General features: G+C 55.7%; 24 protein-coding genes. 11 read left to right on the top strand and 13 right to left on the bottom strand.

The window, feature by feature from the left end; all coding sequences use genetic code 11:
* The 5 genes from QT230_RS10235 (at position 1) to QT230_RS10215 (ending at position 5,224) form a co-directional block, all read left to right on the top strand.
* Positions 1-2,091: a response regulator gene (locus tag QT230_RS10235; protein WP_308321589.1), complete on the top strand. Its 2,091-nt coding sequence runs from the start codon at positions 1-3 to the stop codon at positions 2,089-2,091.
* A 42-nt stretch (positions 2,092-2,133) separates the two neighbouring features.
* Positions 2,134-2,490: a response regulator gene (locus QT230_RS10230; RefSeq protein ID WP_308321588.1), complete on the top strand. Its 357-nt coding sequence runs from the start codon at positions 2,134-2,136 to the stop codon at positions 2,488-2,490.
* 83 nt (positions 2,491-2,573) lie between these two features.
* Complete coding sequence (locus QT230_RS10225; protein ID WP_308321587.1) at positions 2,574-4,253, top strand: diguanylate cyclase; 1,680 nt, start codon at positions 2,574-2,576, stop codon at positions 4,251-4,253.
* Positions 4,243-4,803 carry a chemotaxis protein CheW gene (locus QT230_RS10220; protein ID WP_308321586.1) on the top strand — a complete coding sequence of 187 codons (561 nt, stop codon included), beginning with the start codon at positions 4,243-4,245 and terminating at the stop codon, positions 4,801-4,803. The genes QT230_RS10225 and QT230_RS10220 overlap by 11 nt, the downstream gene beginning before the upstream one ends.
* A 1-nt stretch (position 4,804) precedes the next feature.
* Positions 4,805-5,224 carry a hypothetical protein gene (locus QT230_RS10215; protein ID WP_308321585.1) on the top strand — a complete coding sequence of 140 codons (420 nt, stop codon included), beginning with the start codon at positions 4,805-4,807 and terminating at the stop codon, positions 5,222-5,224.
* Between the two features lie 43 nt (positions 5,225-5,267).
* On the opposite strand, the gene glp (QT230_RS10210) is transcribed toward QT230_RS10215, so the two are convergent.
* The 11 genes from glp (QT230_RS10210) to QT230_RS10160 all read right to left on the bottom strand — a co-directional run bounded on the left by glp (QT230_RS10210) (position 5,268) and on the right by QT230_RS10160 (position 16,076).
* Positions 5,268-6,473 (bottom strand): gephyrin-like molybdotransferase Glp, encoded by a 1,206-nt coding sequence (glp, locus tag QT230_RS10210; protein WP_308321584.1) that lies wholly within the window; start codon positions 6,471-6,473, stop codon positions 5,268-5,270.
* A complete protein-coding gene (gene moaB / locus QT230_RS10205; protein ID WP_308321583.1) occupies positions 6,466-6,987 on the bottom strand; it encodes a molybdenum cofactor biosynthesis protein B in 522 nt (173 codons plus the stop codon). Before moaB ends, glp (QT230_RS10210) begins: the two co-directional genes overlap by 8 nt.
* A 5-nt stretch (positions 6,988-6,992) precedes the next feature.
* Positions 6,993-7,325, bottom strand: coding sequence for a DUF1244 domain-containing protein (locus QT230_RS10200; protein WP_308321582.1), 333 nt, complete (start codon positions 7,323-7,325; stop codon positions 6,993-6,995).
* A 117-nt stretch (positions 7,326-7,442) separates the two neighbouring features.
* A complete protein-coding gene (locus QT230_RS10195; protein ID WP_308321581.1) occupies positions 7,443-8,543 on the bottom strand; it encodes a formate dehydrogenase subunit gamma in 1,101 nt (366 codons plus the stop codon).
* Positions 8,544-8,554: 11 nt separating this feature from the next.
* A complete protein-coding gene (fdh3B, locus tag QT230_RS10190; protein WP_308321580.1) occupies positions 8,555-9,169 on the bottom strand; it encodes a formate dehydrogenase FDH3 subunit beta in 615 nt (204 codons plus the stop codon).
* 91 nt (positions 9,170-9,260) lie between these two features.
* Positions 9,261-12,113, bottom strand: coding sequence for a molybdopterin-dependent oxidoreductase (locus tag QT230_RS10185; RefSeq protein WP_308321579.1), 2,853 nt, complete (start codon positions 12,111-12,113; stop codon positions 9,261-9,263).
* Between the two features lie 24 nt (positions 12,114-12,137).
* Positions 12,138-12,338, bottom strand: coding sequence for a twin-arginine translocation signal domain-containing protein (locus tag QT230_RS10180; protein ID WP_308321578.1), 201 nt, complete (start codon positions 12,336-12,338; stop codon positions 12,138-12,140).
* A 110-nt stretch (positions 12,339-12,448) separates the two neighbouring features.
* Positions 12,449-13,078 (bottom strand): molecular chaperone TorD family protein, encoded by a 630-nt coding sequence (locus QT230_RS10175; protein ID WP_308321577.1) that lies wholly within the window; start codon positions 13,076-13,078, stop codon positions 12,449-12,451.
* Positions 13,079-13,082: 4 nt separating this feature from the next.
* Positions 13,083-14,795, bottom strand: a complete 1,713-nt coding sequence (locus tag QT230_RS10170; protein ID WP_308321576.1) for a 4Fe-4S dicluster domain-containing protein — start codon at positions 14,793-14,795, stop codon at positions 13,083-13,085.
* A gap of 199 nt (positions 14,796-14,994) precedes the next feature.
* Positions 14,995-15,639: a DUF3306 domain-containing protein gene (locus tag QT230_RS10165; protein WP_308321574.1), complete on the bottom strand. Its 645-nt coding sequence runs from the start codon at positions 15,637-15,639 to the stop codon at positions 14,995-14,997.
* Entirely contained in the window at positions 15,636-16,076 is a 441-nt protein-coding gene (locus tag QT230_RS10160) for a DUF3305 domain-containing protein (protein WP_308321573.1), read from the bottom strand. The genes QT230_RS10165 and QT230_RS10160 overlap by 4 nt, the downstream gene beginning before the upstream one ends.
* Before the next feature lie 117 nt (positions 16,077-16,193).
* Here QT230_RS10160 and QT230_RS10155 point away from each other — a divergent pair, with 117 nt between their 5' ends.
* Genes QT230_RS10155 through QT230_RS10135 form a run of 5 tightly spaced genes read left to right on the top strand, consistent with a single transcriptional unit; the run spans position 16,194 to position 21,053 of the window.
* Positions 16,194-17,063, top strand: a complete 870-nt coding sequence (locus tag QT230_RS10155) for a formate dehydrogenase accessory sulfurtransferase FdhD (RefSeq protein ID WP_308321572.1) — start codon at positions 16,194-16,196, stop codon at positions 17,061-17,063.
* A complete protein-coding gene (mobA, locus tag QT230_RS10150; RefSeq protein ID WP_308321571.1) occupies positions 17,060-17,704 on the top strand; it encodes a molybdenum cofactor guanylyltransferase MobA in 645 nt (214 codons plus the stop codon). Before QT230_RS10155 ends, mobA begins: the two co-directional genes overlap by 4 nt.
* Positions 17,701-18,975: a gephyrin-like molybdotransferase Glp gene (gene glp / locus QT230_RS10145; protein ID WP_308321570.1), complete on the top strand. Its 1,275-nt coding sequence runs from the start codon at positions 17,701-17,703 to the stop codon at positions 18,973-18,975. The genes mobA and glp (QT230_RS10145) overlap by 4 nt, the downstream gene beginning before the upstream one ends.
* Positions 18,972-20,006: a GTP 3',8-cyclase MoaA gene (gene moaA, locus QT230_RS10140; RefSeq protein ID WP_308321569.1), complete on the top strand. Its 1,035-nt coding sequence runs from the start codon at positions 18,972-18,974 to the stop codon at positions 20,004-20,006. The genes glp (QT230_RS10145) and moaA overlap by 4 nt, the downstream gene beginning before the upstream one ends.
* A 21-nt stretch (positions 20,007-20,027) precedes the next feature.
* The gene (locus QT230_RS10135) at positions 20,028-21,053 is read left to right on the top strand and encodes a GTP-binding protein (protein WP_308321568.1); all 1,026 of its coding nucleotides are present in this window, start codon (positions 20,028-20,030) and stop codon (positions 21,051-21,053) included.
* Here QT230_RS10135 and QT230_RS10130 read toward each other — a convergent pair.
* Positions 21,050-23,749 carry an EAL domain-containing protein gene (locus QT230_RS10130; RefSeq protein WP_308321567.1) on the bottom strand — a complete coding sequence of 900 codons (2,700 nt, stop codon included), beginning with the start codon at positions 23,747-23,749 and terminating at the stop codon, positions 21,050-21,052. The genes QT230_RS10135 and QT230_RS10130 overlap by 4 nt on opposite strands.
* Before the next feature lie 203 nt (positions 23,750-23,952).
* Here QT230_RS10130 and QT230_RS10125 point away from each other — a divergent pair, with 203 nt between their 5' ends.
* Complete coding sequence (locus QT230_RS10125) at positions 23,953-24,858, top strand: LysR family transcriptional regulator (RefSeq protein WP_308321566.1); 906 nt, start codon at positions 23,953-23,955, stop codon at positions 24,856-24,858.
* Between the two features lie 11 nt (positions 24,859-24,869).
* Here the strand turns inward: QT230_RS10125 and QT230_RS10120 are convergent, their stop codons facing one another.
* Complete coding sequence (locus QT230_RS10120) at positions 24,870-26,375, bottom strand: NCS1 family nucleobase:cation symporter-1 (RefSeq protein WP_308321565.1); 1,506 nt, start codon at positions 26,373-26,375, stop codon at positions 24,870-24,872.
* Between the last annotated feature and the right edge of the window lie 104 nt (positions 26,376-26,479).

Raw genomic sequence — 26,479 nt, 5'->3', positions numbered from 1 at the left:
ATGGCGCTGGATATTCACCGTTTTATACAGCGCTTTGTAGAGGAGGCCGCTGACCATCTGCCACGCCTACGTGAAGGCATCAGCGCATTGGAGCAGGGTCGCGCGGATCGCGAACAGATCAATGAGCTGTTCCGCGCAGCACATACGCTGAAAGGCTCGTCACGCATGCTAAAACTGACGCCCGTCACCGCGCTGGCACACAGCACGGAAGAGGTACTAAGCGCCCTACGCGATGAAACCCTAAACGTAACGCCTGAGGTGGCCAATCTACTCAGCCAAGCGGTCGACGGGTTGGCAGATGCTGTTAGCCGATTAGCCGAGGGGGCTACGGGGGAAGAACTGCCCGCAGCTGATCAGGCGTTGTGTAGAGCGTTGGAAAGCGCAGCTGTTGGTCAAGCTTCCAGTCTCTTTAGTCCGGCCACCACGACGCCTGCGCCCACCACCTCGTTAGCGCCCGAGAGCGAGCTGCGGCTTAGCGATACCGTGCGGGTTCGCTTAGACCGGCTCGATGATGTTATACACTTAATGGGCGAGGTGCTTTCCGGACACCATCATTTACATAGCCTTGTTGATCAAGCGCGTGAGCTCAGCGCCTCGCTGCCCGTCGCACAGCAGGCCCCTTTTAATGCCTTTAGCCGTGAGCTGAAAGATAGCGTTTTCAGCCATGACTCACTGATGAGCGACCTGCATGACCGTGCCCTGCAAATGCGCATGCTACCGCTCAGTGTCGTGTTTGATCCGCTCGCCACTCTCTCCCGTGAGCTGGCTCAATCGCTTGGCAAGCAGGTCGATTGTCGCGTGCGCGGAAGCGAAATAGAGCTGGACCGGCAGATGATTGATCGGCTGTCAGACCCGCTTATCCACCTGCTGCGTAATGCGCTAGATCACGGTTTAGAGCTGCCCATGGAGCGCCAAGCGGCGGGCAAATCTGCCCGAGGGCAACTGACCATTGAAGCAAGGCAAGATGCGGGCTGGGTAGTGGTTGAGATGCGCGATGACGGCGCGGGTATCGACCTGGAAGTAGTCCGTCAAAAGGCCCTCGATAAACAGCTGGCTACCAAAGAGCAGCTAAGCGCTCTAAGCGAGCAGGAAACTCTGGAGCTTATTTTTCTGCCCGGCTTCTCGACCAAAAGCATTATCACCGATTTCTCTGGGCGCGGCGTAGGCATGGATGTCGTCAAGCGTACCGTGGTAGATGAGCTCAACGGCGATCTGCAGCTTGTCAGCACAACTGGCAGTGGCACGCGCTTTACTCTGCGCCTGCCGCTTTCACTCGCCATGATGCGGGTGCTGTTGATCAGGGCTGGCGGTTTAACCTTGGGTGTGACGGCACCTTACGTATCAGAACTGGTCGAGTGCTCAACACAATCATTTATTGATGCGGCAGGTCAGCGCACGCTGATTTTACGCAATGAGTTTGTGCCCATCATATCGCTTGCCGACCTGCTTGAACTGCCCGCAGAGTCTTCCGTCACCAACACCACGTTGCTGCTGGTAGTCCACCACCGTCACCAGAAACTGGCTTTAATTATTGATTCACTGATCGATGAACGCGATATGGTGATCAAGCCACTTCCGGATCATTTACGCCATTTACCGTTGGTATCCGGTATGGTCTCTATGGGGCGTAATGCACTAGCCAGCCTACTGCACGTACCGGCGTTGCTGGAAATAACACGGCGCACCACGCCGCACCTTAGCGCTGAACGCACCTCGGCTATCACCGCGCAGCGGGTTTTGGTGGTCGATGACTCACTGAATACCCGCGAAATTGAGAAGGACGTACTCGAAGCGTGGGGCTATCACGTCACCCTGGCCGAAAATGGCCGCGACGGCTTAGCCAAAGCGCTAGCAGAGCCATTTGATGCCGTGCTTACAGACGTTGAAATGCCGGTGATGGACGGTTTTGCGCTGACGGCCCGACTGCGCGAAAACGAGCTTTATCGTTATCGACCAATTATCATTATCACCTCGCGGGAAAAAGAGGCTGATCGCCGACGCGGTATTGAAGTCGGCGCCGACGCCTATATCGTCAAGGGTAGTTTTGATCAAAACAATTTAGTAGAGACGCTCCAGGCACTGCTGGGCTAATTGCGCGCGTTACTGATAAAACAACCAACACGAGGTCAGACAATGCAAATCCTGGTCGTAGACGATGACCCGCTTGCCGGGGAAATGACGGCAGCCCTCCTGGAATCACAGGGCCACGCGACGCTGCTGGCCAATGATGCAATGGAAGCCGTCGACCAGCTAGACACGCATAGCGATATCGGGCTGATTATCAGCGATATGAACATGCCATTGATCAGTGGATTAACACTGTTAGCGATGCTGCGCGAACAGCGGAATTGCCTGCCGTTTATTTTGCTCACTGGGGATACCCCGGATGCCGCGCTGCGGGGAACACCTGGGCTTAACGCCTGTTTGCGCAAAGATGCCGAGCTGGCTGCCAATTTGGAGGCGGCTGTTAATCAAGCGCTCGTCAGTTAAGCAACACCCGATGAAATGGTTATTGTTGAAATGAATATGATTAGAATCGATCGCCGCTTTCGATCACTTACGCAGGTAGTTTGATGTCTAAGCCCGCCCCTTCGCTACACGAAAAGCTCAATCAGCTACGTGAGCGGTTTATTGAGCAACTGCCCGCCCGGCTCGAGCGTACCGCCGAGTTGTGGCAGCAGCGTTGCACGTCGACGGAAGAGCAAATGCGACTCGCACCGGAGCTGCACCGATTCTTCCATAGCCTAAAAGGGACGGGACGATCACTAGGATTTGAGCGGCTCGCCCTGCTCGCAGATAAAGCCGAGATAGCCCTGACAGCGGTACCCGCCCGACCTGATATTGATAGTTATATTCCCCAGCTTTTACAGCAACTCCGCAGCGAAGAGCAGCATCTGCGTTCTCATCATGGGCAACAGCAGGCACTGGCGGCCGTCAATAGCTTCGAGTTTACCAACCACACCGAGTCGCTGCGCAACAGGCGTCAACGGCTGATTTATCTATGTGACGATGAACCCGAGCAGGTCAGTCACCTTGTTCATCACCTGCGCTGCTTTGACCATGAAGTCGTGCATTTTACCGACACAGAGGCATTCTTTAACGCCACACTCACTCGCTGCCCTGACGCCGTCATCATGGATGTCCACTTCCCCCAAGGGCAAACCGCAGGCACCGAAACGCTAACCAGTTTGAACAAACTCACTGGTAAGCCGTTGACTGCTATCGTGCTGTCGGCTTATGGCGACTTTCAATCGCGGTTAAGCGCGGTACGCGCAGGTTGCGAGGGCTACTTCACCAAACCCGTGAAGCCGCTAGACCTTATGCTGGCCGTGGATGAACTCATAGCCCCAGCAACAGAAGAGCCGCTAAAAGTATTGATAGTGGATGATGAGCCCGAGGTGGCTGCTTACCACGCCTTACTGCTTGAAGAGGACGGCATGATCACCCAGCAGGTGCATCATCCTGCCGATGCGCTCAATGCCATGGAGCGCTTTAGCCCCGATTTGCTACTGGTAGATGTTTATATGCCGGTGTGTTCGGGCGAAGAGCTGGCGACGATTATTCGTCAACAGCCGGAGCATGTGGGCCTTCCGATTATTTATCTCTCCAGTGAAACCGATAGCCAAAAGCAGGTTTCCGCCATGGCCGCAGGCGTTGAAGCATTTCTAACCAAGCCAGTGACACCTGAAGTGCTTGTCTCTGCTGTACGGCTGCGCGCCGAACGCCTGCGTCTGCTGCGCTCATTGATGACTCGCGACAGTATGACCGGCCTTTATAATCACAGCACAACCACCGAGCTGATCAATAAAACCCTGGCTCATGCACACCGCGAAGATAGCCAGCACGCCATGGCGATGATCGATATCGATCATTTCAAACAGGTAAATGATACGTACGGCCACCTAGCGGGCGACCAGGTCATTATCACCCTGGCGAGGCTGCTGAAAAGCCGACTGCGACTCTCCGATATCATTGGCCGCTACGGCGGTGAAGAGTTTGTGGTACTGCTAAAAGGCATTAATGCCGAAAAGGCCGCTGGATTAATCGACGGTTTGCGCGAAGACTTTTCACAGGTCGACTTTCACGCTGGTGACGTACGCTTTCGCTGCACCTTCAGCGCCGGGATTGGCAGCTTCCCTGCCCAGCCCTCTACCGATTCACTGCGTCTAAGCGCCGACAAAGCCCTCTACCGCGCCAAAGAACAAGGGCGCAATCAAGTAGTGATATCGACGGAGTTTGCCAATGAGCGCTGAATATTCACGCGACAACCAAGCGAATGACCCGCCGCTTGCCACTCAGACGTTGGAAGAGGCATTAACAACACACAGCGATACAGAGACAGAGGTGGATGTCGATGAGCCCACCCAGCAGTTAGTGCTCTTCCGGCTCAATGGCCAACGTTTTGCGCTGCCCGGCAGGGCGGTGAGTGAGATTCTACCTAGCGACCAACCTATCTATTACGTGCCAGGGCTACCCGCTTCTACAGAGGGAGTGCTGCACCTGCGGGGCAAAATTGAGTCGGTGATTAGCCTTCATCAACTACTCGGTTTAGCCTCGCCCGAAGGCACTGCGAATGGGATGATTTTGCTGGTCAATGGTGCGGGGCTACGTAGCGGCGTGCGTATAGAACAACTTGATGATGTGTGCAATGTCACTCAGAGCATGCTGCAACCACCCCCTGAAACGCTTTCTAGCACCCTGCGCCCCTACGTCAGTGCTCTGTGGCAAATAGACGAAGGTCAAGCACTTGCCCTGCTTGACCCAGAGACGCTATTTGGCGCCTACCAGCAGGGATTAGGCTAAGGTGCCCCTACATCACCATGATAGCGATCAGCAAACGACGGCCCATGTAGCGCTGGTTATCTTTCAGGTCGCTCAATACTGGGTCGCGTTAGAAGCGCGCTATGTACTTGCCATGACCGACCAACCCCAAGGGTTGCTCAAGGCGAACGCCCAAACGTTGCTCCATGCAGACGCGCCCCCGCATGAACAACTACCGCCAGATCGCTGGCTGACACTCAATAACCGGCAGCGGAATGATTTAACAAGCACCTGGCAGTTGGGCGTTAACGGCGATATAACGCTACGACAGTTACCCGTCACAACTATGCATCCTTTACCACCTCTACTGCAGGCTCGCCGTTTTACACCGGCACTTTGCGGTGTTGCCTTCGACCAACACCAGTTGGTGCTACTACTTGATGCGCGAAAGCTTAGCCCTTAACTTTTAGAACTTAGCGCTTGTCCTTGACTGCTAGCCCTCAATTTCAGCCCGCCAGCCATAAACAGCGAATCATATCGCCCTCGACGATTGTGCTATTGGGTGGAATCACCGCGAAGGCATCGGCATTAATACATGACGAAAGCACCCCAGAGTTTTGATCGTCAAAGGCCTTCGCCGTCACGCCGTTTGCCGTAAATTGCAGTGTCACGCGCATATAGTGCTCACGCGGACCGGTCGTGGTGGCAAACCCAGCGCTGGCGGCAATGCTCGGCAACGTTTTCAGCGTCGGGCAGTCGAGCATCGCGCCTAGCAGAGGGCGTAAAAACAGCCAAGCGCCGACAAACCCCGAGACAGGGTTACCCGGCAGGCCAACAAAGCGTGCCTGGCTGCCATCGTTACGGGGTAAGCGGCCCAGTGCTAACGGCTTACCGGGACGAATCGCCAGCTTCCACATATCCAATTGGCCGATCGCTTCCAGCGCCGCTTTGACATGATCCTCTTCGCCGACGCTTACGCCGCCGGTCGTCACCACTAAATCCGCCTCAGCGGCGGCATGGGTCAACAGCTCAACGGTGCGGTCATAGCTATCCGGCACGCTGATGGTGCTGATCACCTCGGCCCCAAAGTTCTCCAACAGCCGTTTAAGCATTGGCCGGTTGGAGTTGTACAACTGGCCCGGCTTGAGCGGCGTACCAGAATCGATGATTTCATCGCCTGTTGAAAGCAGCGCCACCCGGGGCCGAAGGCGAACGCTGACTTGGGTGATGCCCTGGCCCGCCAAGTGGCCAAGGGCGGCGGCTTCGAGTCGCTCTCCGGCATTTAACAGCACACTCCCCTGACGCACGTCGCGGCCCCGGAGGCGCACGTTATCGCCGCTAGGTATGCCCGATGGCATCAACGCACGTTCCCCGTCGACTTCTACCCGCTCCTGCATCACCACGCAGTCAGCACCGTGCGGAATCTCGCCGCCGGTAAAAATTCGCGCGCAGCTACCGGGCACAAGCTCAGCGGCAGGCGTGCCCGCCGCAATACGCTGACTCACCGGCAGCCAATGTCCAGCATCGGCGGCGCGCAAGGCGTAGCCATCCATCGCGCTGTTATCGAACGGCGGCACATCCAACTCCGCAGTGACGGCTTCGGCCAACACACGCCCAGCAGCGGCTTCTAGCGGCACGCTCTCAGTGCCAACAGGGTTTACGTCAGCCAGTAGCGCTTCGAGCGCGGCTGAAATTGGCTGCAAATCAGCCATGCTGACCTCGTCCTGGGATGACCAGGTTGGCGAAGTTACAGGGCTTGTGGCGGCTATCTAACTGCTCGGCCAGAATGCCGTCCCATCCGGTGCGGCAAGCGCCGGTAGAGCCTGGCAGGCAGAACACTACCGTGGCGTTGGCTAGGCCGCCGAGGCAGCGGCTCTGGATGGTGGAACTGCCAATTTCCTCACCGCTTAGCTGACGAAAGCGTTCGCCAAAGCCTTCGATGCGCTTATCCAGCAGCACCGAGATGGCTTCAGGGGTAGAGTCGCGGCCGGTAAAGCCTGTGCCGCCGGTAGTAATCACTACCTGGATATCGCTATCGGCAATCCACTCTGCCACTACCGCGCGAATTCGGTAAACATCGTCAGGCACAATGCGCTTTTCTGCGAGTGTATGCCCGGCGCTGGTTAAGCGCTCGACTAATGCTTGGCCGCTGCGATCCGTCTCTTCGGTACGCGTATCCGAAACCGTGAGCACAGCTATAGTAAGCGGCACCATTGGTTCACTCATGGTATTTATCCTTGTTTGGCGGCTTTCTTTTTAGCGTGGTGCGCTTCCCAAGCGGCCATCTGTTCAGGGGTGGCCGGCGGCTGGTAAAGCTCCTTCCACTCGCTGTAAGGCATGCCGTAAACGTACTCACGGGCCTCTTCGTAGCTGAGGCTTTCATCCCGCGCTTCGGCGGCGCTGACCAGCCACTTTGATAAGCAGTTTCGGCAAAAATCGGCCAGGATCATCAGATCGATATTCTGTACGTCTTTATTATCGTCCAGATGTTGCAGCAAACGCCGAAACGCGGCTGCTTCAAGCTCGGTGCGCGTAGACGTGTCAAACTCATTAAACGCTGACATAACCGTTCCTCTCAAAATGACTTCGGGTTATTAACTAACTTAAAAGGCAGCATAACAAAAGACACCGCCATAAGGCGGTGTCTTAGGCTACTTGATAAGCACTTTATTAAGCACTTATCAGCTGGTCCGCGTCGCCGATGGTTCGCTACTATCACCGCCTGACTTACGCGCCGCTACCTCTTGCTCTGATAACGTTTGGTCTTTGACCTCTTCGTACCACAAATTGTGATGCTCTTTGGCCCAGGTCTCGTCCACGTAGCCCGTGGTCATACCCTCTAGCGCGCCTTCGGTGCCCAGCGTGCCGATATAGATATGACCCAAGGAAACCGCTGTCAGCCCTAGTGCCCCCACTGCGTGGATAATATTCGCCCACTGCATGGTGTCACGGCTCTGGTCGAAGTTGGGGAAGTCGAGCACGAAGCCGCTGGCGACCACGAGAATACCGACCGTCGCCAGTATCCAGTACCAGGCTTTCTCGCCACCGTTGGCAAAACCGGCGTCGACATGCTTTTTACCAATCATGCCACCGCCCTTCTTAAACCACACCCAGTCGTGCTTTTTGGGGATATTCTCTTTGATCAAGCTGACAAGCAGTATCACCAACAGAATGCCGAAGATCGGTCCGAGGTAGTTATGCAGCACTTTCGTCGCCGCAATCATCCACGCCCAAATCCCATCGCCAAACAGTGGACGGAATACAAATTTACCAAACAAGAGCGTCATGCCGGTCAGCGCTAGAATGATAAACAGCGTGGCTACCGTCCAGTGCAGCGCGCGCTTCATCAGCGTCCAACGCAATAACAGGCGACCTGTACGCGGTGCCTCAAGCTCCTTGCGTCCCACAATGAAGTAGAACAGCGCGATCAGCGCCGCCATGCCAAATACCGCAATCAATCCAAACGGCGATACCCAGCGGTTGCGAATTTGCCGCCAGGTTTCACCGCTTGCATTGATCAGGCTGTAGTTACTATCAGCACGTGAATCACGGTAGTTAGGCCCGGTCTCTCCACTGCGTACCTGACGCCACTGGTCGGCGGTAATACCGGGGGCAGCAGTGGTCATTTCGCGATCAGGATCCGCCTGCGCAACAGCCACTTGCGTGAAGCCGAGGCTTAGCACTAGAGCAAGCGCCACCAGCATAAAGCGCCAAATGTCCAGGGCGAGCCCTTTACCTGAATGCGGCACCCCACCGGGCACCTGTGCAGTCAACAGGTTCATGACACGCCTCCTTACCCTTTATGGGCAGCATCATAGGCTAGGTTGTCGGCACTGGCCTGTGGGTTATTCGACCAGGCGCCGTCTTTGTGGCCGCGATGGACGACGCGCTGGCGGAAGATGTCGGCAACGTCTTGGGCATCACCGGCAAGCAGCGCTTTGGTAGAGCACATTTCAGCACATAGCGGCAGTTTGCCTTCGGCAATGCGGTTGGAACCGTACTTCTCGTACTCTTCTTCTTTGCTGTCGGCCGGGCCGCCTGCGCAGAAGGTGCATTTGTCCATTTTGCCGCGTTCGCCAAAGGCATCCTGCTGGGGAAACTGCGGCGCGCCAAACGGGCAGGCGTAGAGGCAGTAACCACAGCCAATGCAGAGGTCTTTGTCATGTAGCACGATGCCGTCGTCGGTTTTGTAGAAACAGTCAGTGGGGCAAACCGCCATACACGGGGCATCGTCGCAGTGCATACAGGCAACGGAAATGGACATTTCGCCCGCTTCGCCGTCATTGAGCGTGACCACGCGGCGACGCTGAATGCCCCATTCAACATCGTTGGCATTTTTACACGCGGTGACGCAGCCGTTGCATTCGATACAGCGTTCGGCGTCACACATAAATTTCATTTGAGCCATGGTGTTCTCCTCATCCCGGTGCGGCATAGCTCCCGCACCGTCGTGCTGTCAGGTCGGTCGTCTTTTTTTTCTAGACTCAGTTTTTCTAAGCTTACGCCCGCTCAATGCGGCAGATGGTGCACTTGGTCTCTTGCATCAGTGTCACCGGGTCGTAGCCGTAGGTGGTCGCGGTATTGGCCGCCTCACCGATAATGTACGGATCCGACCCATCCGGATAACGGTCGCGCAGGCTTTCGCCCTGGAACATGCCGCCAAAGTGGAACGGCATAAACGCCACGTTACGGTCGACCCGAGGAGTGACCAGGGCTTTGACTTTCACGCGGCCACCCTCTGCCCCTTCAACCCAGACATCGTCGCCATCCTTGATACTCAGATCGTTGGCGTTCGCCGGGTTGATCTCAACAAACATCTCCTGCTGTAGCTCGGCTAGCCACGACATGGAGCGCGTCTCTTCCCCACCACCTTCGTACTCAACCAGTCGGCCGGAGGTAAGAATTATCGGATAGTCGCCGCTGTTATCGCGATCCTGAATGGTTTTGTACATGGTCGGCAGGCGCATGATGGAGTCGAAATCGTCCCAAGTAGGGAAGCGTTCAACCAAATCACGGCGCGTGGTATAGAGCGGCTCGCGGTGCTTCGGCACCTGGTCGGGGAAGGTCCAGACCACGGCGCGTGCCTTGGCGTTGCCGTAGGGCGCGCAGCCATGCTCAATGGTGACACGCTGGATACCGCCAGAGAGGTCGGTTTTCCAGTTTTTGCCTTCCGCCGCCTGCTTCTCTTCGGCGGTAAGGTCGTCCCACCAGCCTAAATCTTTAAGCAACTGGTCATTGAACTCTGGATAGCCGTCGTCAATATCACCGCCCACTGGTGCTGAACCTTCCGCCAGAAGATTAACGCCATCACGCTCGATACCGAAACGGGCACGGAAGCCCATGCCACCTTCCATCACCGGCACGCTGGTATCGTAAAGATTGGGCGAGCCCGGGTGGTTAAACTCAGGCGTGCCCCAGCAGGGCCACGGCAGGCCGTAGTAATCACCGTCCGCCGGGCCACCCTCTGCGCGCAGATTTTCGAAGCTGAAGGTGTGCCAGTTTTGCTGGTGCTCTTTGAGACGCTCGGGGCTTTGGCCGGTGTAGCCCACCGTCCACATGCCGCTGTTAATTTCGCGCAGGATATCGTCGATTAGCGGCTCATCGCCGTTCATCTGATAGTTCTTGACCAACTCATTACCGAAGCCCAGTTTACGGGCAAACAGGTACATGATTTCGTGGTCGGGTTTGGACTCAAACAACGGTTCGATCACGCGGTCACGCCACTGAAGAGAACGGTTAGTCGCGGTGACACTACCGGTGGTTTCAAACTGGGTGGCCGCAGGCAGTAAGTAAACGCCATCGCTACGGTCATGCATAACGGCAGCAACGGTGGGATAAGGGTCAACAATGACCATCATCTCCAGCTTCTGCATCGCCTTTTGCATCTCGACGCCGCGGGTTTGGGAGTTAACCGCGTGCCCCCAGTAAAACATCGCTTTCAGCGCAGTACGCTGGGAGATGTTTTCGTCCTCTTCGAGCACGCCATCGACCCAGCGGGAGACGGTAATACCGGCGGTGTACATCGGCTTACCGTCGGCGTATTCGGTATCGTCATAACGGCCTTTAAGCCACTCGTAGTCGATATCCCACACCTGCGCCCAGTGTTGCCAAGCGCCTTCCGCCAAACCGTAGTAACCCGGTAATGAATCACAGCCAAGGCCAAGGTCGGTAGCACCCTGCACGTTATCATGACCGCGCAGGATGTTAGCACCGCCGCCCGCTACACCGATATTCCCCAGCGCCAGCTCAAGAATGCAGTAAGCGCGGGTATTGTTGTTACCGGTGGTGTGCTGGGTGCCGCCCATACACCAAACAACGCAACCAGGGCGGTTATCGGAGAGACGTTTGGCGACGTCGTACATCTCCGCTTCGGGTACGCCGGTGACCTCTTCAACGACGCTAGGTGGGAAGTTAGCCACTTCAGCGCGTACTTCATCCATGCCGTAAACGCGCTGGTTGATGTACTCGCTATCTTCCCAGCCGTTCTCAAAGATGTGCCACAGCAGTCCCCAAATGTAGGCCACGTCCGAACCGGGACGCAGGCGCACATACTTATTGGCTTTGGCGGCGGTGCGGGTAAAGCGCGGATCGGCGACGATAATGTCGCAATTATTACGCTCCTTGGCGATCAGGATGTGCTGCATTGCCACCGGGTGCGCTTCAGTAGGGTTAGAGCCAATAAACAGGATCGCCTTACTGTTATGCATATCATTGAGGGAGTTGGTCATCGCCCCATAACCCCAGGTATTCGCCACGCCTGCCACGGTAGTGGAGTGGCAGATACGCGCCTGGTGGTCAGTATTGTTGGTGCCCCACAGCGAAGCGAGCTTGCGCATCAGGTACGCCTGCTCGTTGTTGAACTTCGCCGAACCCAGCCAGTAAACGCTGTCCGGGCCGTGCTCTTCGCGCAGTTCAAGCAGCTTGTCGCCAATCTCGTTAATGGCGTCATCCCAGCTCATGCGCTCCCATTCGCCCGCTACCAGCTTCATCGGGTACTTGAGACGCCGTGTGGAGTGGCCGTGCTGGCGCAGCGAAGCGCCTTTCGCGCAGTGCGCACCGCGGTTGATGGGGTGATCAAAGGCGGGCTCTTGCTTGGTCCAAATGCCCTCTTGGACTTCCGCGTAAACGCCACAACCCACTGAGCAGTGCGAGCAAATGGTACGTTTGGTCTCGACCGGTGAATCCAGCACGGGGGTTTTGTCGGCGGCATCCGAGCGCCGCATCATCGGTGCGCCCATAAAGCCGACGGCGGCCACACCGCCCGTGGCGGCGCCGCTGCGCTTAAGGAATTGGCGGCGGGAAATTCCCAGCCCGGAGGCCTTAGGGGTGTCTGTTTTGCGAGTTAAACGCATGGCAAATCTCCTGGCATTCCGCCGTCAGTCACGCAGCGAGGCGTAATAAGCACGCACGTGATCAGTCTCACGGTAGTTAACCGACTGTTTTTCGTTTTTCACCGGGGCAGTTTCGGCCTGGGCCAGGGTGACATGGCCGACCGCCGCTGCAGCGCCAGCGGCGGCAGTTCCCAGCCCTACGGTTTTCATAAACCGGCGCCGCTCAGAATTATGTAATTTGTGCATGAGATTCTCCTCTAGCATGCTTTTATGCAGGGTCTTTTATGCAATTTCTTATACTAATTTTGGCTCTTTACTGATTTTTTTATGGAGCCTTCTTTTTTATGGAACCTTCGTTAAAGCTCAACAATACGCACCGGAGAGTGGCCCGCATTGACGCTTAAACGAGCCTGCTCGCTCTCCATAAAAGCGCTACCCAACTGCCCCAGCGCTGCATAGAAAGCGGTGTCTACCTGCCCAAGGTCAGCAAAACAGCTGGCCGCCCAAGGGGCTAAATGCTGACTAAAGAAGTAGGCCTGCTCTTGGCTTGAAGACTCAATGAGCATCGCCATTACTTCACACAGTGCAGCCAAGTGATCTTCAGGATCACGGGTGTGCTCACTGCGTTCAAAACCGAGCACTCTTAAATCTTGGCGCAGCGCCACCAGCGCGGCTTCCATTAATTCGCCATTGCGATACCAGGAGGCATACGGCACCACCTCACCCTGAATCACTCCTACCAAGTGGCGAAAGTGGGCGCGCTGGAGACGCTCGGGGTCTGCACCGCTCTCGTCTGTTCCAGTTGCGGCTTCTGCCAGCGCCTGCCAGCACTCCGCCAAGCGACTGCCATCCTGTTCAATAGTCAGTTCAGCCAGCCAGTTCAACAGATCGGCATCCGGCGCTTGGCGCAACAGGGTGGCAAACAGCCGGTAGATATCGGCACATAACGCATCCGCTTCTTTAAGCGTGGGCAGAGCATCCGTCATCGGCTTATACCTTCAGTTGCGCGTTTGGGTCGCGAATCATGGTTTTCCAAACGTCTTTTACCCGGCAGTCTTCGCACATTTCCAGACGAATCATCGCCTCACCGGCAAAGTAAGGGTGATTGGCCAGTTTCTCTTTAATAGTAGCTACCGTACTGACGGTGGCAAACGGCTTGCCGCAATTGATGCACTCGAAGGCGGCTTCTTCATGGCAAATATGCCGCGTTTCGCGAGCATCCGTTGCCAGGAACCCAGGCATCAGCGTTATCGCACTCTCCGGGCAGGCCTGCTCGCACAACCCACACTGCACGCAATCCGCCTCAAGAAAGCTCAGCGCGGGCGTTTTACCACCGGACTTGAGCGCCGGGGTTGGGCAGTTGCTGACACAGGCGTGGCAAAGCGTGCAGGCGCCGCTATCAACCTGAATAGCGCCATAGGCCGCACCTGTCGGCATCGCCACCCGCTCACCGTTAGGGGTACCTAACTCGGCTAGTCGCGCCAGCACGCGGTTCAAGCGAGCGCGTTTTTCTGGCTCGGGCAAACTTAGCGGCACTGCGGTTAAGGGCGTATGCGCCGGGAGTGCATCGCGAGCAGCCGTATCGGCTACATTGATGAGCTGTATGCGAGCACGGTCATGGCCCAAAGCGTCCAGCAAAGCGTGCGCCTGGGTCACTTGGTCGGTTAAAAAAGCACTTAGACGGGCGGGCATATTAGGGTGCAGTTGAATACGCACTTCGGCAGCCCCGGCGGCCAACGCGGTTAGCCACTGGTCGTGGCCTGCTGCGCCCAAATCCTCAAGCGGTGCGTCGAGCACATGGCCTGCCGTCACTACGCCAGCTGCGCGCTCGGCATCCTGGGAGTCATGGGTAATAAAACGCACTACCGGCACTTGGCCACCGGCTTCCCGGTAGGCGCCTAGCCAAGTGGAGAGCGTGTCCTGCTGGCGGCGTGTTTCCGGCAAGCGAAATTCGATAGCGCCAGTAGGACAGGCGCTGGTACAACTGCCCACGCCTTGGCAAAGATAGGGATCAATTTCGATACGCGACTCAATGCGGCCTTGAATGCTGGAAATAGCATCCGCAGGGCAGACATCCAAGCAGCGGGTACAGCCAATATTGCCGCTGGTGGAGTGGGCACATAAGTCGCTGTTAACCTGAAAGTAACGCGGCTTGTCGAATTCGCCTACCAATCCTACAAAGCTTTCGAGCGTTTCGCCGCGCTGCTCCACGTCCTGCCACTGCATGACGACATAGCCTGGCGGTGGTAGCTCCCAGCGTTTAGAGTGAGTGGTCACGGCAAGATCAAGAATTAGGTCAAAGCCATCCCGCTCGATTAATGCGCGGGCGAGATTCAGCGGTACGTCGCCGTCATCTAGCTGAACGCTAAAAGCACCCAGATAGCCATTGATGCACAGTTGGCCAAGCTGCTCGCGGGTCAATGTTTGGCTGACTAGCGGTTCACTGAACCCGAGGGTATCGACAGGTTCGTTCCCTTTATCGGTTACGAGCAGCGTAAGCGATGCCAAGCCACGCCCTTGAAGCGCGCGAGCGGCTGGGTAAACGTCATCGGCCGACCCTATTAACAGCGCATGACCGCGGCTGTGATAGGTCACATTGGCAGGCGTCAGGTTAGAGGGCCAAGAGATACGCTGGCGTACCGTCTCCCGAGCCTCGGCATTGCGCTGGTCGTCTACCGACGCCAGTTGGATTCGTTGGTTCATGCGTTCTCACGGTCAGTGAATAATTCTTATTATAATTTTGAGTTATATTATTTAACTATTGTGGCATAACAATGCGTTAACGCTAAGTTCAGCCTATGGTGGAATGTGGCATTTGCCAACCTGATTACCGTCAACGCTGCCAACGCTGTCTACACTCTGCACACCCAACACCTTGACTTTTATAAACTTAATATCGATATCATGTTTTCGTCTTAGTGCCAGATAAATAATCAGACTGGTCGTCTAGCGCGGCATTTTTTACAGTGTTGTCCTTGTCAGCGCAAGGGCTTGAAGGCTCTTCCTCCGATGCAACCGCTTGTTGGGCTACCTGTTGGTCGGTTGCTACCTGTTTAGAGGACTCGGTTTCATCGTCTAATGAATTATCAACCGCCTCTTCTATTTTGTGGGTCCAGCGGCGCAACGTACTGGCGAGTTCGGATCCCATGGGTTTCAACAATTGATGATAGTCGGCGTCATAATCATCAAGACCGTCGCGGGCGTTATAGTTCCCGGTGGCCCACAGCCGCTTTAATGCTTGCCTGCGTAAAGGGCCGCTAACCCCAGGCGCCATAAACGCGCTGAAATCGCTGCCCGCTTCTAATGTATCTGGATCAGGCAGCGTATGGTCGAGACTACCCGGTTCGGGGTCGGGCGCGTGGTTTGGCTCTGGCGCTTCCGGTTCTTCAGACGCGCTTTGCGACCGCCCGGCCTTATTATGAAGCGCACTATTTGGCTCTTGGGATGCTTCATCAACCGGAGCGCGGGCAGGTAACGGCGCCGGTGGCGCGTCCTCGTCTTTTGCAACATTGCGTTTAATACGCGACCAGCGCTCTAAGCGGCTCATTTTGGCTGCTCCTTGGTAGGTGTCTCTTTGGCGCGCCCTGCCCCTTTGCGTTTTTTCTTGCGCATTTCCATCGGCGCTTCGCCGTGACGCGCAAGATAGCTCTCGATCCACACCTGAATCGCCATAGGCATTGGTGCTTCGAGCACCTGCTGCTCGCCATCCATCCACCCCGCCGCAACATCCTGGCTGGCGGTGATGGCATCCGGTTTGGGCGCTTGCCCGGTAAAGCCAGCCCTTACAAACAGCCGCGGAGTCGTCGATGTCAGATTGAAGCGATAGGCAGCCCGCTCGGTCATCGACAGCTGTAGGTTAAGCACGTTAGATCCCTGATCGCTCAGGGTAAGCTCAGCAATACGCCACTGCGTCAGCGTAAACTGCTTTACCTGCTTGGGCTCAGCCATCAAGGTAATACTTATTGGGCGTAAATTATCGTTCATTTTTTAAAAACCCTGACCCTTGAATGGGTAGACAAGTAAGCCTCCCCAGCGCCATCATCGTCAACCCAGTCGTTTTGCGAGAACCATTTTGGCAGAACCATTTCGCGAGGATTATCCATGCCCGCCCTTCAGCCCGCCCTCAAGATAAGCCGAGCTCGCTTACCGGCCACCACCGAGATAAATATCGTTGACGAATACGGCGATACGCGCCAGCAGGCGATTGCCGCTGAACGAGCATTGACGGTGTATCTCAACAAGCGTGAAATTGTCACCTTAATGACCCTGGGCGACGACCCCGAGGCGCTGGTCGTGGGCTACCTTCGCAATCAAGGGCTTCTACGCGCCGCCGAAGACCTCGAGGCAGTGCAGGTCGACTGGGAGGTAGAGGCAGCGGTGATTGTTACCCGTCATCTGCCAGATGACCTGGAGGCACGCCTAAGCACCCGCACCGTCACTACCGGCTGCGGCCAGGGCACGGTGTTTGGTAAACTGCTCGATCAGACGGCACTCACGGCGCTGCCCCATACGCCATTAGCACAATCCTCTCTTTATCAACTGCTGCAAAACCTTAACGTCTATAACGAGACGTATCGCAGCGCAGGCGCCGTGCATGGCTGCGCACTTTGCCATCAAACCGAGGTGCTGGATTTTGTCGAAGACGTAGGCCGGCACAACGCGGTGGATACGCTAGCGGGCCGCCAGTGGTTGCAGCAGGCAGACAGCGCCAATGCAGATATCTTCTACACGACTGGGCGACTGACCTCCGAGATGGTGCTAAAAGTGGCGCAAATGGGCATTAGTGTGCTGGTATCACGCTCCGGCGTTACTCAAAAAGGCGTAGAGTTGGCTGAGCGCTTTGGTGTCATGTTGATTGCCCGCGCTAAAGGCCGCCACTTTCAGGCTATTAATAACCACCGCCGCTTAACGCTGGACGCTATTCCACCACGCCCATCGCATGCTCGTTCATCCAAAGAGGCAAGCTCATGATTCCTACTCAAGAACTCACCGGCATGATTCTCGCTGGTGGTGAAGGACGCCGGATGGGAGGCCGCGATAAAGGGCTTGAGCCGTTCGCGGGCCTGCCCCTCGTTGGCCATGTAGTGAAACGCCTTGAAGGTCAGGTAGCCGAGCTGCTGATTAACGCCAACCGCAATGCCGACGCCTATCAATTTTTTGCTGACCGCGTGATTGCCGATCTAGTAATGGACGGTGCCGAAGGCGGTTTTAAAGGCCCGCTAATGGGCATTTATAGTGGCCTACGCGCAGCAAAAACACCCTGGTTACTGGTAGTACCCTGCGACTCCCCCGCGCTGCCCAATGATTTAGTAGCCCGTATGGTGGCAGGCATCGCCTCTGAAAGCGGCGACTGTGACATCGCCGTGGCCTTTGACGGCGAACGGCTGCACCCGGTGGTTGCCCTGCTACGCACGTCGCTGGCCGATGACCTGGCCGCTACCCTTGACGCAGGCGAGCGTAAAATTGATCGCTGGTATGCGCGCCACACCTGGTGCCGGGTCGATATGTCCGACTGCCCCGAGGCCTTTGCCAACCTTAATACAGAGGAAGAGAAAATGCGTCTGCAAGCAGCGCTTGAAAATGACGCCAACGCGAATAAGAAAACGCTATGACGCTCTCCTGCTTTGACCTTGGCGAGCAGATGCTTAGCGTGGATGAAGCACGCCAGGCGCTCGCCACCCTAATTGAGCGCCCATTGGACAGCGAGCGAATCCCGCTGGCGCAAGCCTATGGCCGCCGTTTGGCGGCAGCCGTTCAGGCTCCTATTAACGTGCCCCAAAACACCAATGCGGCCATGGATGGCGTCGCGTTAGCCTTACCTAGACAAGGGGTTGGGGCCAAGCAAACCCACTGGCCGCTGGCCGGCGAGGTGTTGGCCGGGCAGTATCGCAGTGAATTGGTACCTGCAGGTCACTGTGTGCGTATCACCACCGGCGCCCCATTGCCGCCGGGCACCGATACGGTGGTGATGAGTGAACAGCTAAGCGAACCATCATTAGATGAGCAGCCTGCCCATGTGATTATTGCCTCTCCAGAGCTTCTCAAACATGGCCAGCACGTTCGTCAAGCCGGTGAAGATATTGCCAGGGGCGACACCGCCCTGTCTGCTGGGGTGCGAATTGATGCTGCCTCGCTGGGGCTTTTAGCTGCCCTCGGTTACGCCGAAGTCACCGTGTGCCGACGCCCAAAGGTAGCCATTTTCTCTACCGGCAATGAAGTCACTGCCCCCGGCGAGCCCTTACCCAAGGCAGGCATTTACGACGCCAATCGCTTTACGCTGATCGGTCTGCTCACTGAACAGGGTGCTGATGTGATCGATCTGGGCATTCTGCCGGACGACTTGGACGCCACAAAAACAGCGCTTAAGCAGGCCGCAGAGCAGAGTGATTTGGTCATTACCAGCGGCGGCGTGTCAGTGGGCCAAGCAGACTTCACCCGCGACGCCCTGGAACAGCTGGGCCGCCTGGCTTTCTGGCGCGTGGCCTTGCGTCCTGGTCGCCCTATGGCCTGTGGCTGGTTGGGTGAGACGCGTACGCCGTTTGTTGGCTTGCCCGGCAATCCAGTGGCGGTCATGGTAACCTTTCTACAGTTTGTTACCACGCTGCTGGATCAGCTTCATGGTCAGTCGGTGTCACCGCCCCATCGCCGCTATGCCATTGCTGGTAACCGCTTAAAAAGTCGCTTAAAGCGTACTGATTTTATCCGCGGTGTTTACCATACTGATGAGCAGGGGCAGCTACACGTGCGTAGCACCGGCGCCCAAGGATCGGGTATTTTAACCTCGATGGTGGCTGCGAACTGCCTGATTGAGCTTGCCGACGACCAAGACGGCGCGCAACCAGGCGAGGTAGTCAGCATACAACCACTAACGGGATGGCTATGATCGAGCAACGATCCTTACAACAACAGTCTCAAGCACAAGCTAACCAGCCATTGATCGACGACTTTGGTCGGCGCATCAGCTACGTGCGTATCTCGGTCACCGATCGCTGTGATTTCCGCTGCGTGTACTGCATGAGCGAGGAGATGACCTTTCTACCTCGTGCCCAGGTGCTCACGCTGGAAGAGATCGCCATGGTCGCCCGCGCCTTTACCGAGCTGGGGGTGGAGAAAATTCGTCTTACCGGGGGCGAGCCGTTGGTGCGCCGCGGCATTGAGCAACTGGTCGATGAGATCGGTGCCATGCCAGGGCTAAACGACTTCACCATGACCACTAACGGCGCCAGCCTGCGCAAGCACGCCAAGCAGCTCTACGCCAGCGGTCTACGGCGGCTGAATATCAGCCTGGACTCCCTGGACGCCGAGCGCTTTAAGCAACTCACCCGCACCGGTGATTTAGCTAAAGTCATCGACGGCATTCACGCCGCTCAGGCAGCCGGCTTTAAGCGTATCAAGCTCAACGCTGTGATCTTAAAAGGCCGTAACGACGATGAAGTGATCGATCTGGTCACCTTCGCTCGCCAGCAAGGCCTCGATATTAGCTTTATCGAAGAGATGCCGCTGGGCGATGTGTCGGATCACTCCCGCGCGGAAACCTTTTACTCCAGCGACGATGTCCAGGCGTTGATCGAAACGCGCTATCCGTTGATCCCCACCACCGAAACCACCCCTGGCCCTTCGCGCTACTTCAAAATGGCCGATAGCGACAGTCGCGTAGGGTTTATCTCGCCCCATAGTCACAATTTCTGCGATACCTGCAACCGCGTTCGCGTCACCGTAGAGGGACGTTTGCTGCTCTGTCTAGGCAACGAGCACTCAGTGGATCTGCGCGCCGTGCTACGCCGTCACCCCGGTAATATGCAGGTGCTGAAAGAAGCCATTATCAACGCTCTGCCGCTAAAGCCGGAGCGTCATCACTTCACCACTGACGGCGATGTGCAAGTGGTACGCTTTATGAATATGACAGGGGGCTAGCCGTTGACAGCGTCAGCAGGAATGACCAAATTAAAAGTGCCGGTGCATATCATCACCGGTTTTCTCGGCAGCGGTAAAACCACGCTTATCCACAGCCTGATCGAGCAGAAGCCTGTGGGTGAAAAATGGGCCATTCTAGTCAACGAGTTTGGTCAAATCGGCATAGACCAAGCCATGTTCGACACCCGCGACGATGGCGTCCGTGACAACATAGTGGTGAAAGGTCTGCCCGGCGGCTGCCTGTGCTGCCAGCTCGCCTTTGTCCTCCAAGCCGCGCTCGTTAACCTGCTGGCGCGTAGCAAGCCTGATCGGGTAATCATCGAACCATCCGGACTTGGCCACCCGGCGGGCCTGCTGGACCTACTGCGTGGCGAGGCCTTCTGCGAGGTGGTCGAAGTGCGCGATATTATTGCCACCCTTGACCCACGGCGCATGGACGACGCCCGCGCTCTGCAGCACGATACTTTCCGCGATCAGCTCGACATGGCCGATGCCGTCGTGCTGACCATGCTCGACCACAGCACTGCTGAACAGCTCAGCGCCGCCCACGCTTTTGTGGCCCAGCGCTGGCCGCCTCGTAAATGGGTGCAAGAAGCCCCGCAAGGCGAGCTACCGATAGCGCTGTTGATGCAGAGCGGAAGCGCTGAAACGAGCGATAGCAGCGTACCCGCTAGTCATCAACAGCTGGTTGTAGCACCCAGTCTAGACGGCGCTTTTTTTGATTTCCCACCCGCACCCGGCCAACCCCAGCGTGAAACCGGCACCTCGCTGGGCTACACCAGCACGGGGTTACGCTGGCACCCAAGCGAGCGCTTCGATCTAGATCGTCTCGCCGCCTGTTTGGGCGAACTGCCCCAGGAAGCGCGCATTAAAGGCGTGTTTCATACCAACAGCGGCTGGAAGCGCCTTAACCGCGCGGCGGGAACCCTCAGCATTGAAAGCAGCGCATGGCGGCAGGATTCACGCCTAGAAATCATCCTCCCCGAATCACTGAATAAACCCTACGCTGAGATCGAAGCCGCTTTGGCCGCGTTGCCATTTAGCTAATGGCCCAAAATCATTTTTTCAAGCTCATCCGCCATGACCGGGTGCCCAAATAGGTAACCTTGGTAAGCGTGGCAGTCGTGCATTAATAGCCATGCCTGCTGCGCTTCAGTCTCGACGCCTTCAGCAATAACGTCCAGATTCAGGCTCTCGGCCAGGGCGATAGTACTCTCCACAATGGCCGCGTTCGCTTGACTAATAAGCACTTGCTGAACAAAGGATTGGTCGATTTTTAGCTGATCCAACGGCAATTGCGCCAAATACGCCAGCGACGAATAGCCAGTGCCAAAATCATCTAACGAGAAGCGCACGCCCTGCGCTTTTAAGGCAAGCATTTTATAGCGGGCGATATCCCGCGCTTCCACAAACAGGGACTCGGTGACTTCAAGCTTTAAACGGTTAAGCGGTGCTTGAGTGCGTGCAAAAACCCCTTCAACACGGTCTAAAAACGCCTCATCACAAAACTGTAGCGGACTAATATTGACCGACATCGTCAACTCGCTAAGCCGGGAGTTATTAGCCCACTGCGCCAACTGATGGCAGGCCTTCTCCAGTACCCACTCACCGACATCGTTGATCAGGCCACTACTTTCCAACAGCGGAATAAACTCAGCGGGTGACACCATCCCGCGCTCTGGATGCTGCCAGCGCAGCAGCGCTTCAACCCCAGTGATCACACCGTGATGGTTCACTTGAGGCTGATAATAGAGCAGCCACTGCGCTTCAGCGAGCGCTTGCTGTAGGTCTGTCTCAAGCTTTACACGAGCTAACAGCACGGCTTGCATGGCGGGGTCAAAAAAGCACACGCTTTGACGTCCGTTTCGCTTAGCTTGAAACAGCGCCATATCCACTTGTTGCAGGTAGTCATCTACCGTGTGCCCGGCGCTCGACATCACTGTAATACCAATACAGCCGGTAATCGTGATGCTCTCCTCAGCCAGTTGAATTGGCTGACTGAGTAACGCCATTAATTTTTTCGCAATCCGCTCGGCAAGTTGAGTGGTTTGCACAGGACTACCATCAATATCTTCAATTAAAACAGCAAACTCATCACTTCCTAATCGCGCTAATGTATCGGTATCTCGCAGCATTCTGCCCAGCCTGCGCGCCACACTCTGTAGTAGCTGGTCGCCGCTGTAGTGGCCTAATGTGTCATTAATTTGTTTAAAATTATCAATATCAATAAATAACAGCGCACCGCAGCGATGATAACGGCGGCATTCTTTTAGTGCTACCTCCATGCGGTCCATAAACAGGCGCCTATTGGCTAACCCGGTTAACGGGTCATAAAACGCCAGTTGGTGGATCTCTTGTTCAGCGGCTTTGCGCTCGCTGATATCGCTCATCGTGGCGACATAATGGGTTAGCACGCCAGATGAGCCATACACCGCGCTAATGGTTAACCACTCAGGGAAAAGTTCACCATTTTTACGCTGGCTCCAGATCTCCCCTTCCCAGTGGCCGGTCTTGACAATACGCCTCCATAGGCGGCGATAGAACGCTTTATTCTGGTGGCCAGAGCTAAACATGCGCGGATTTTTACCGATCATATCGGCGTCGTCGTAGCCAGTAATGCGCTTAAAAGTGTCGTTAGCTTTAAGAATGGAGCCCTGCGCATCGGTAATCAAAATACCCAAGTGGGTTTGAAACGCGGCGGCGGCAATTTGCGCCTCTGCGCGTGCCTCTTCGCGCTCTTCCATGTGTTGACGCAACTGGTGGGCTAACGCTAAGCGGCTGAGGTAGTGGCGCGCGCCCCAAGCGCCTAGCAGGGCGATCATGCCCATCACTAGCGTTAATATCAACGCACGCTGCCGCCAACCCGTTAGCAGCTCGTGGAGGTCAATGCCCACCACCGCCAGCATGGGATAATCACCGACCCACTGCATGCGAAATAGCCGTTCACGGCCATCGATGGATGAAATTGCTTTTAACGTCTTTGGGGACGATCTACTTCCACTGGTCTGATCGGGCATATGGCCCTCAACTTTAATACCGGTGGAAAATTGCGCATTTGCAGGGTAACGTGCAATTAATTTCGAATCAGAATCGATCAAGGCAATACTCTCACCGTCGTCGACCTTCATCTGCCGCAGAGCGTCCGCAAACACCTCTGGTACGATGCGCGAAATTACCAATCCGGCAAAAACGTTGGCGGGCCTGTTTAGCCGCTGACCATGGTACATATAGTAGTGTTGCTCACTTGAAGACCAGAGCAATGGCGTAATCAGTTCCCGTTGCCCGCCTTGCTTAAAGGCGTTAAAGAAACTCGTTTGGCTGATATCAACACCCGTTCGCTGATCACTACCGCTCGCCAGTGTGCGCCCATCAGGGCCCAACACGCCTATGTCGTCAATCATTGGTACGTACTGAGCCAGGTTTTCCAACGACCGCTGGAGCACCTCGGCATTGTCTTCATCTGGCATTCCTTGCAACGAGAGCAGCTCTGCCAGCCCGAACAAGGCTTGGCCGCTTTGTGCAAAAACCCCTTTCGCCCACTCGGTGACGACATTGGCACGTGCCGTGATACGCGTCTCGGCAGCGGCAATTTCTTGCTTATACTGCTCGTTAAGAAGCCAACCGAATAGCGCCATCATGACGACAACCGCCAGTGTGTAAAGCGTCATCACACTGCGCCGCTGGCGGCGGTAATTCGCCGTCTTCAATACATCTTCATTTTGTTTAATGGCAGTGACAGACATCGCACAGAGGCCTTATTCAGGTAACCCTTCAGGACACCTGATACAGTGTTAAAACAGAACAGAAAACGCTACACCACACACGCAGTCAGTGGTTCAACCCGATAGTGCCGCGACGCTTTGTTGATGTATATCAGTTTTTATCACAGGTAATTCGTTAAAAAGCATGACTTTACGTATTGATTGTTTATGCACCAAGGACTTTTATGCCATCGCTAGGCCAAATGAGCGACTACGAAATACGCCTAATCCGTATCTTTAAAACGGTTGTTGAGTGCGGCGGCTTTACCGCGGCGGAAACCACGCTGGGCATTAGTCGCTCGGCGATTAGTCAGCATATGAACGATTTGGAGGGGCGGTTGGGCTTTTCGCTCTGCCAGCGGGGGCGTGGCGGGTTTAGTTTAACCGAAGAGGGCAAGGAGATTTATCAGGCAGGCCTTACGCTACTGACGGCGCTTGAAACCTTTAAAAGTGACGTTAACGCGCTGCATCAGACCATTAAAGGCGAGCTGAATATCGGCATTACCGATAATTTAGTCACGCTACCGGCTATGCACGTTACCAATGCACTAACCGAGCTGAGCGCACCGGAGCATGACGTAACGCTGCATATTCATATGGAGCCATCAGACGCCGTTATTCGCGGCGTGATGGATGGTCACTTGCATGTAGGTGTCGTACCTGCCGTGAACCTGCCTACCAGCTTAGAAGCGCGGCATCTTTATGATGAGCCATCGTATCTTTACTGCGCGGCTGGCCACCCACTGTTTGCCGAACAAGATGAGACGTTCAGCTTTGCAGATATTGCCAAGCAGGCAGCTATTTCACCACGCTACCCGTTACCCTTAGAGGCTCGCCAGGCGCATGATGCTTTAAGCCTGCGCGCTTCGGCATCCGACCGTGAAGGCGCCGCCTTTTTGATTCTTACCGGGCGCTTTATCGGCTTTCTGCCCGAGCACGTAGCCGCCCAGTGGGTGGCCGCAGGTAAAATGCGGGCGCTGCATGCGGCCACGCAGCACTACCGCATCCCATTTGTATTGATTACCCGCCACGACAGACGTCCCAATAGAGTCGTTGATGCCTTTTTAGGCTTTATTAAAAGCACTGAATAAGCGCAACGGCACTAGGGTTGCTCTGCGGTTTTAGGCACAGGGCCCTCCTGAGGCGACGATGCCAATACTTGGCTTGCAACGTAGTAAACAATGGCCCCCAGCGCCGAGCCGGTAAACCAGCCGTAGTCATAAAACCAGTTCATCGTTCCCGTTACCAGTGAGATCAAGGTCAGCAGTACCGGAACGCCAAAAGCAATGAAACCGGCAATATTCACCGCCGGATAGGCGTGGTTATCCATGTAGAGGCTGGGTATGTCCAGACGCTGCTTTTTAATCAGGAAGTAGTCGACCGCCATAATACCCGCGATGGGACCCAGCAAACTGGAGTAGCCCAACAGCCAGTTGGAGTACATCTGCTCAAGGGAAACACCAGGAGGAATGACCCCTGCTTTTTGAAGCAGGTCGTAGCCCATCAAGAGCACGCCTACCGCACCGGTCATGAGCACACCGCGGGTCTGGTTGATTAACTTAGGCGCGATATTTTGGAAATCATTGGTCGGCGAGACAATATTTGACGCAGTGTTGGTAGAAATCGTGGCGATAATGATCAGCAGCATCGCCATCACTACCCAGAAGGGGCTGTCTATATAACCGATTAGCCGCACTGGGTCAGCAACGGTTTGACCTATCAGCGTCTCTGATGCCGCAGTAAGGACGACACCGAGGGCAGCAAAGAAAAACATCGTCAGCGGCAACCCAATGATTTGTCCCGCAATTTGATCTTTTTGGCTTTTCGCAAAGCGGCTAAAATCAGGAATATTCAGCGATAGTGTGGCCCAAAAGCCGACCATGGCGGTTAAGCCCGCGAAGAAGTAGCCATAAACAGATGCCCCTTCTGGACGCGACGGCGGCTGCGCCAACAGCTCGGTCATCGACATATTGGGCCATGCCCACACCATCAACCCAATACCGACCGCTAATAGCAGCGGTGCGGCCAGTGTTTCCAGCCACTTAATTGACTCTGCCCCACGAATCACCACGTATAAGTTCATCGCGCCAAAGACAAAAAATCCGATCACTTCGCCAACCCCACCCAGCGCTGCCCAGGCCGGAATTAACTCGGAAAGCAGCAGGTGAATCGCTAAACCGCCAAACATGGTTTGAATCCCAAACCAGCCACAGCCCACCAATGCGCGTACTAAGCAGGGCACATTAGAGCCCAAAATTCCGAACGAAGAGCGCAGCACGACGGGGAAAGGAATACCAAATTTAGTGCCCGGAAAAGCGTTTAAGGTGAGAGGAATCAGTACGATCACGTTGGCTAGCAGAATAGCGAACAGCGCCTCCCCCACGCTCAAGCCAAAATAGGCCGTTAATACCCCGCCTAGCGTATAGGTAGGTACACAAATCGACATACCCACCCACAGTGCTGCAATGTTCCACTTACTCCAGGTACGTTCGCTGGCCTGGGTTGGCGCAATATCCTCGTTAAAGCGCGAACTACCCCGCACGTCGTCCCCGACATCAAGTTCTATTAATCCGCCTCGATCTACCATCTGAGAGGTTGTTTCGGTCATTTTTTATCTCCTCAGCATTGCGTTGCCCATCTAAGCCCTATCTTAAGCCCTATCTGAAAGCTAACCCCCACGGTCAATGGAGCTTCGCATACAGAATTAAAAGC

Origin of the sequence: Halomonas sp. SpR8, assembly GCF_031010195.1 — a bacterium.
Lineage (GTDB): Bacteria > Pseudomonadota > Gammaproteobacteria > Pseudomonadales > Halomonadaceae > Vreelandella.
Note: the sequence above shows the minus strand (reverse complement) of the source record. Positions and strands in the feature narration are given on the sequence as shown.

Bases quoted from the DNA above. Each gene is read 5' to 3' on its own strand.
- QT230_RS10235 (WP_308321589.1), top strand. From the start codon at position 1: ATGGCGCTGGATATTCACCGTTTTATACAGCGCTTTGTAGAGGAGGCC.
- QT230_RS10230 (WP_308321588.1), top strand. From the start codon at position 2,134: ATGCAAATCCTGGTCGTAGACGATGACCCGCTTGCCGGGGAAATGACG.
- QT230_RS10225 (WP_308321587.1), top strand. From the start codon at position 2,574: ATGTCTAAGCCCGCCCCTTCGCTACACGAAAAGCTCAATCAGCTACGT.
- QT230_RS10220 (WP_308321586.1), top strand. From the start codon at position 4,243: ATGAGCGCTGAATATTCACGCGACAACCAAGCGAATGACCCGCCGCTT.
- glp (WP_308321584.1), bottom strand. From the start codon at position 6,473: ATGGCTGATTTGCAGCCAATTTCAGCCGCGCTCGAAGCGCTACTGGCT.
- moaB (WP_308321583.1), bottom strand. From the start codon at position 6,987: ATGAGTGAACCAATGGTGCCGCTTACTATAGCTGTGCTCACGGTTTCG.
- QT230_RS10200 (WP_308321582.1), bottom strand. From the start codon at position 7,325: ATGTCAGCGTTTAATGAGTTTGACACGTCTACGCGCACCGAGCTTGAA.
- QT230_RS10195 (WP_308321581.1), bottom strand. From the start codon at position 8,543: ATGAACCTGTTGACTGCACAGGTGCCCGGTGGGGTGCCGCATTCAGGT.
- fdh3B (WP_308321580.1), bottom strand. From the start codon at position 9,169: ATGGCTCAAATGAAATTTATGTGTGACGCCGAACGCTGTATCGAATGC.
- QT230_RS10185 (WP_308321579.1), bottom strand. From the start codon at position 12,113: ATGCGTTTAACTCGCAAAACAGACACCCCTAAGGCCTCCGGGCTGGGA.
- QT230_RS10180 (WP_308321578.1), bottom strand. From the start codon at position 12,338: ATGCACAAATTACATAATTCTGAGCGGCGCCGGTTTATGAAAACCGTA.
- QT230_RS10175 (WP_308321577.1), bottom strand. From the start codon at position 13,078: ATGACGGATGCTCTGCCCACGCTTAAAGAAGCGGATGCGTTATGTGCC.
- QT230_RS10170 (WP_308321576.1), bottom strand. From the start codon at position 14,795: ATGAACCAACGAATCCAACTGGCGTCGGTAGACGACCAGCGCAATGCC.
- QT230_RS10165 (WP_308321574.1), bottom strand. From the start codon at position 15,639: ATGAGCCGCTTAGAGCGCTGGTCGCGTATTAAACGCAATGTTGCAAAA.
- QT230_RS10160 (WP_308321573.1), bottom strand. From the start codon at position 16,076: ATGAACGATAATTTACGCCCAATAAGTATTACCTTGATGGCTGAGCCC.
- QT230_RS10155 (WP_308321572.1), top strand. From the start codon at position 16,194: ATGCCCGCCCTTCAGCCCGCCCTCAAGATAAGCCGAGCTCGCTTACCG.
- mobA (WP_308321571.1), top strand. From the start codon at position 17,060: ATGATTCCTACTCAAGAACTCACCGGCATGATTCTCGCTGGTGGTGAA.
- glp (WP_308321570.1), top strand. From the start codon at position 17,701: ATGACGCTCTCCTGCTTTGACCTTGGCGAGCAGATGCTTAGCGTGGAT.
- moaA (WP_308321569.1), top strand. From the start codon at position 18,972: ATGATCGAGCAACGATCCTTACAACAACAGTCTCAAGCACAAGCTAAC.
- QT230_RS10135 (WP_308321568.1), top strand. From the start codon at position 20,028: ATGACCAAATTAAAAGTGCCGGTGCATATCATCACCGGTTTTCTCGGC.
- QT230_RS10130 (WP_308321567.1), bottom strand. From the start codon at position 23,749: ATGTCTGTCACTGCCATTAAACAAAATGAAGATGTATTGAAGACGGCG.
- QT230_RS10125 (WP_308321566.1), top strand. From the start codon at position 23,953: ATGCCATCGCTAGGCCAAATGAGCGACTACGAAATACGCCTAATCCGT.
- QT230_RS10120 (WP_308321565.1), bottom strand. From the start codon at position 26,375: ATGACCGAAACAACCTCTCAGATGGTAGATCGAGGCGGATTAATAGAA.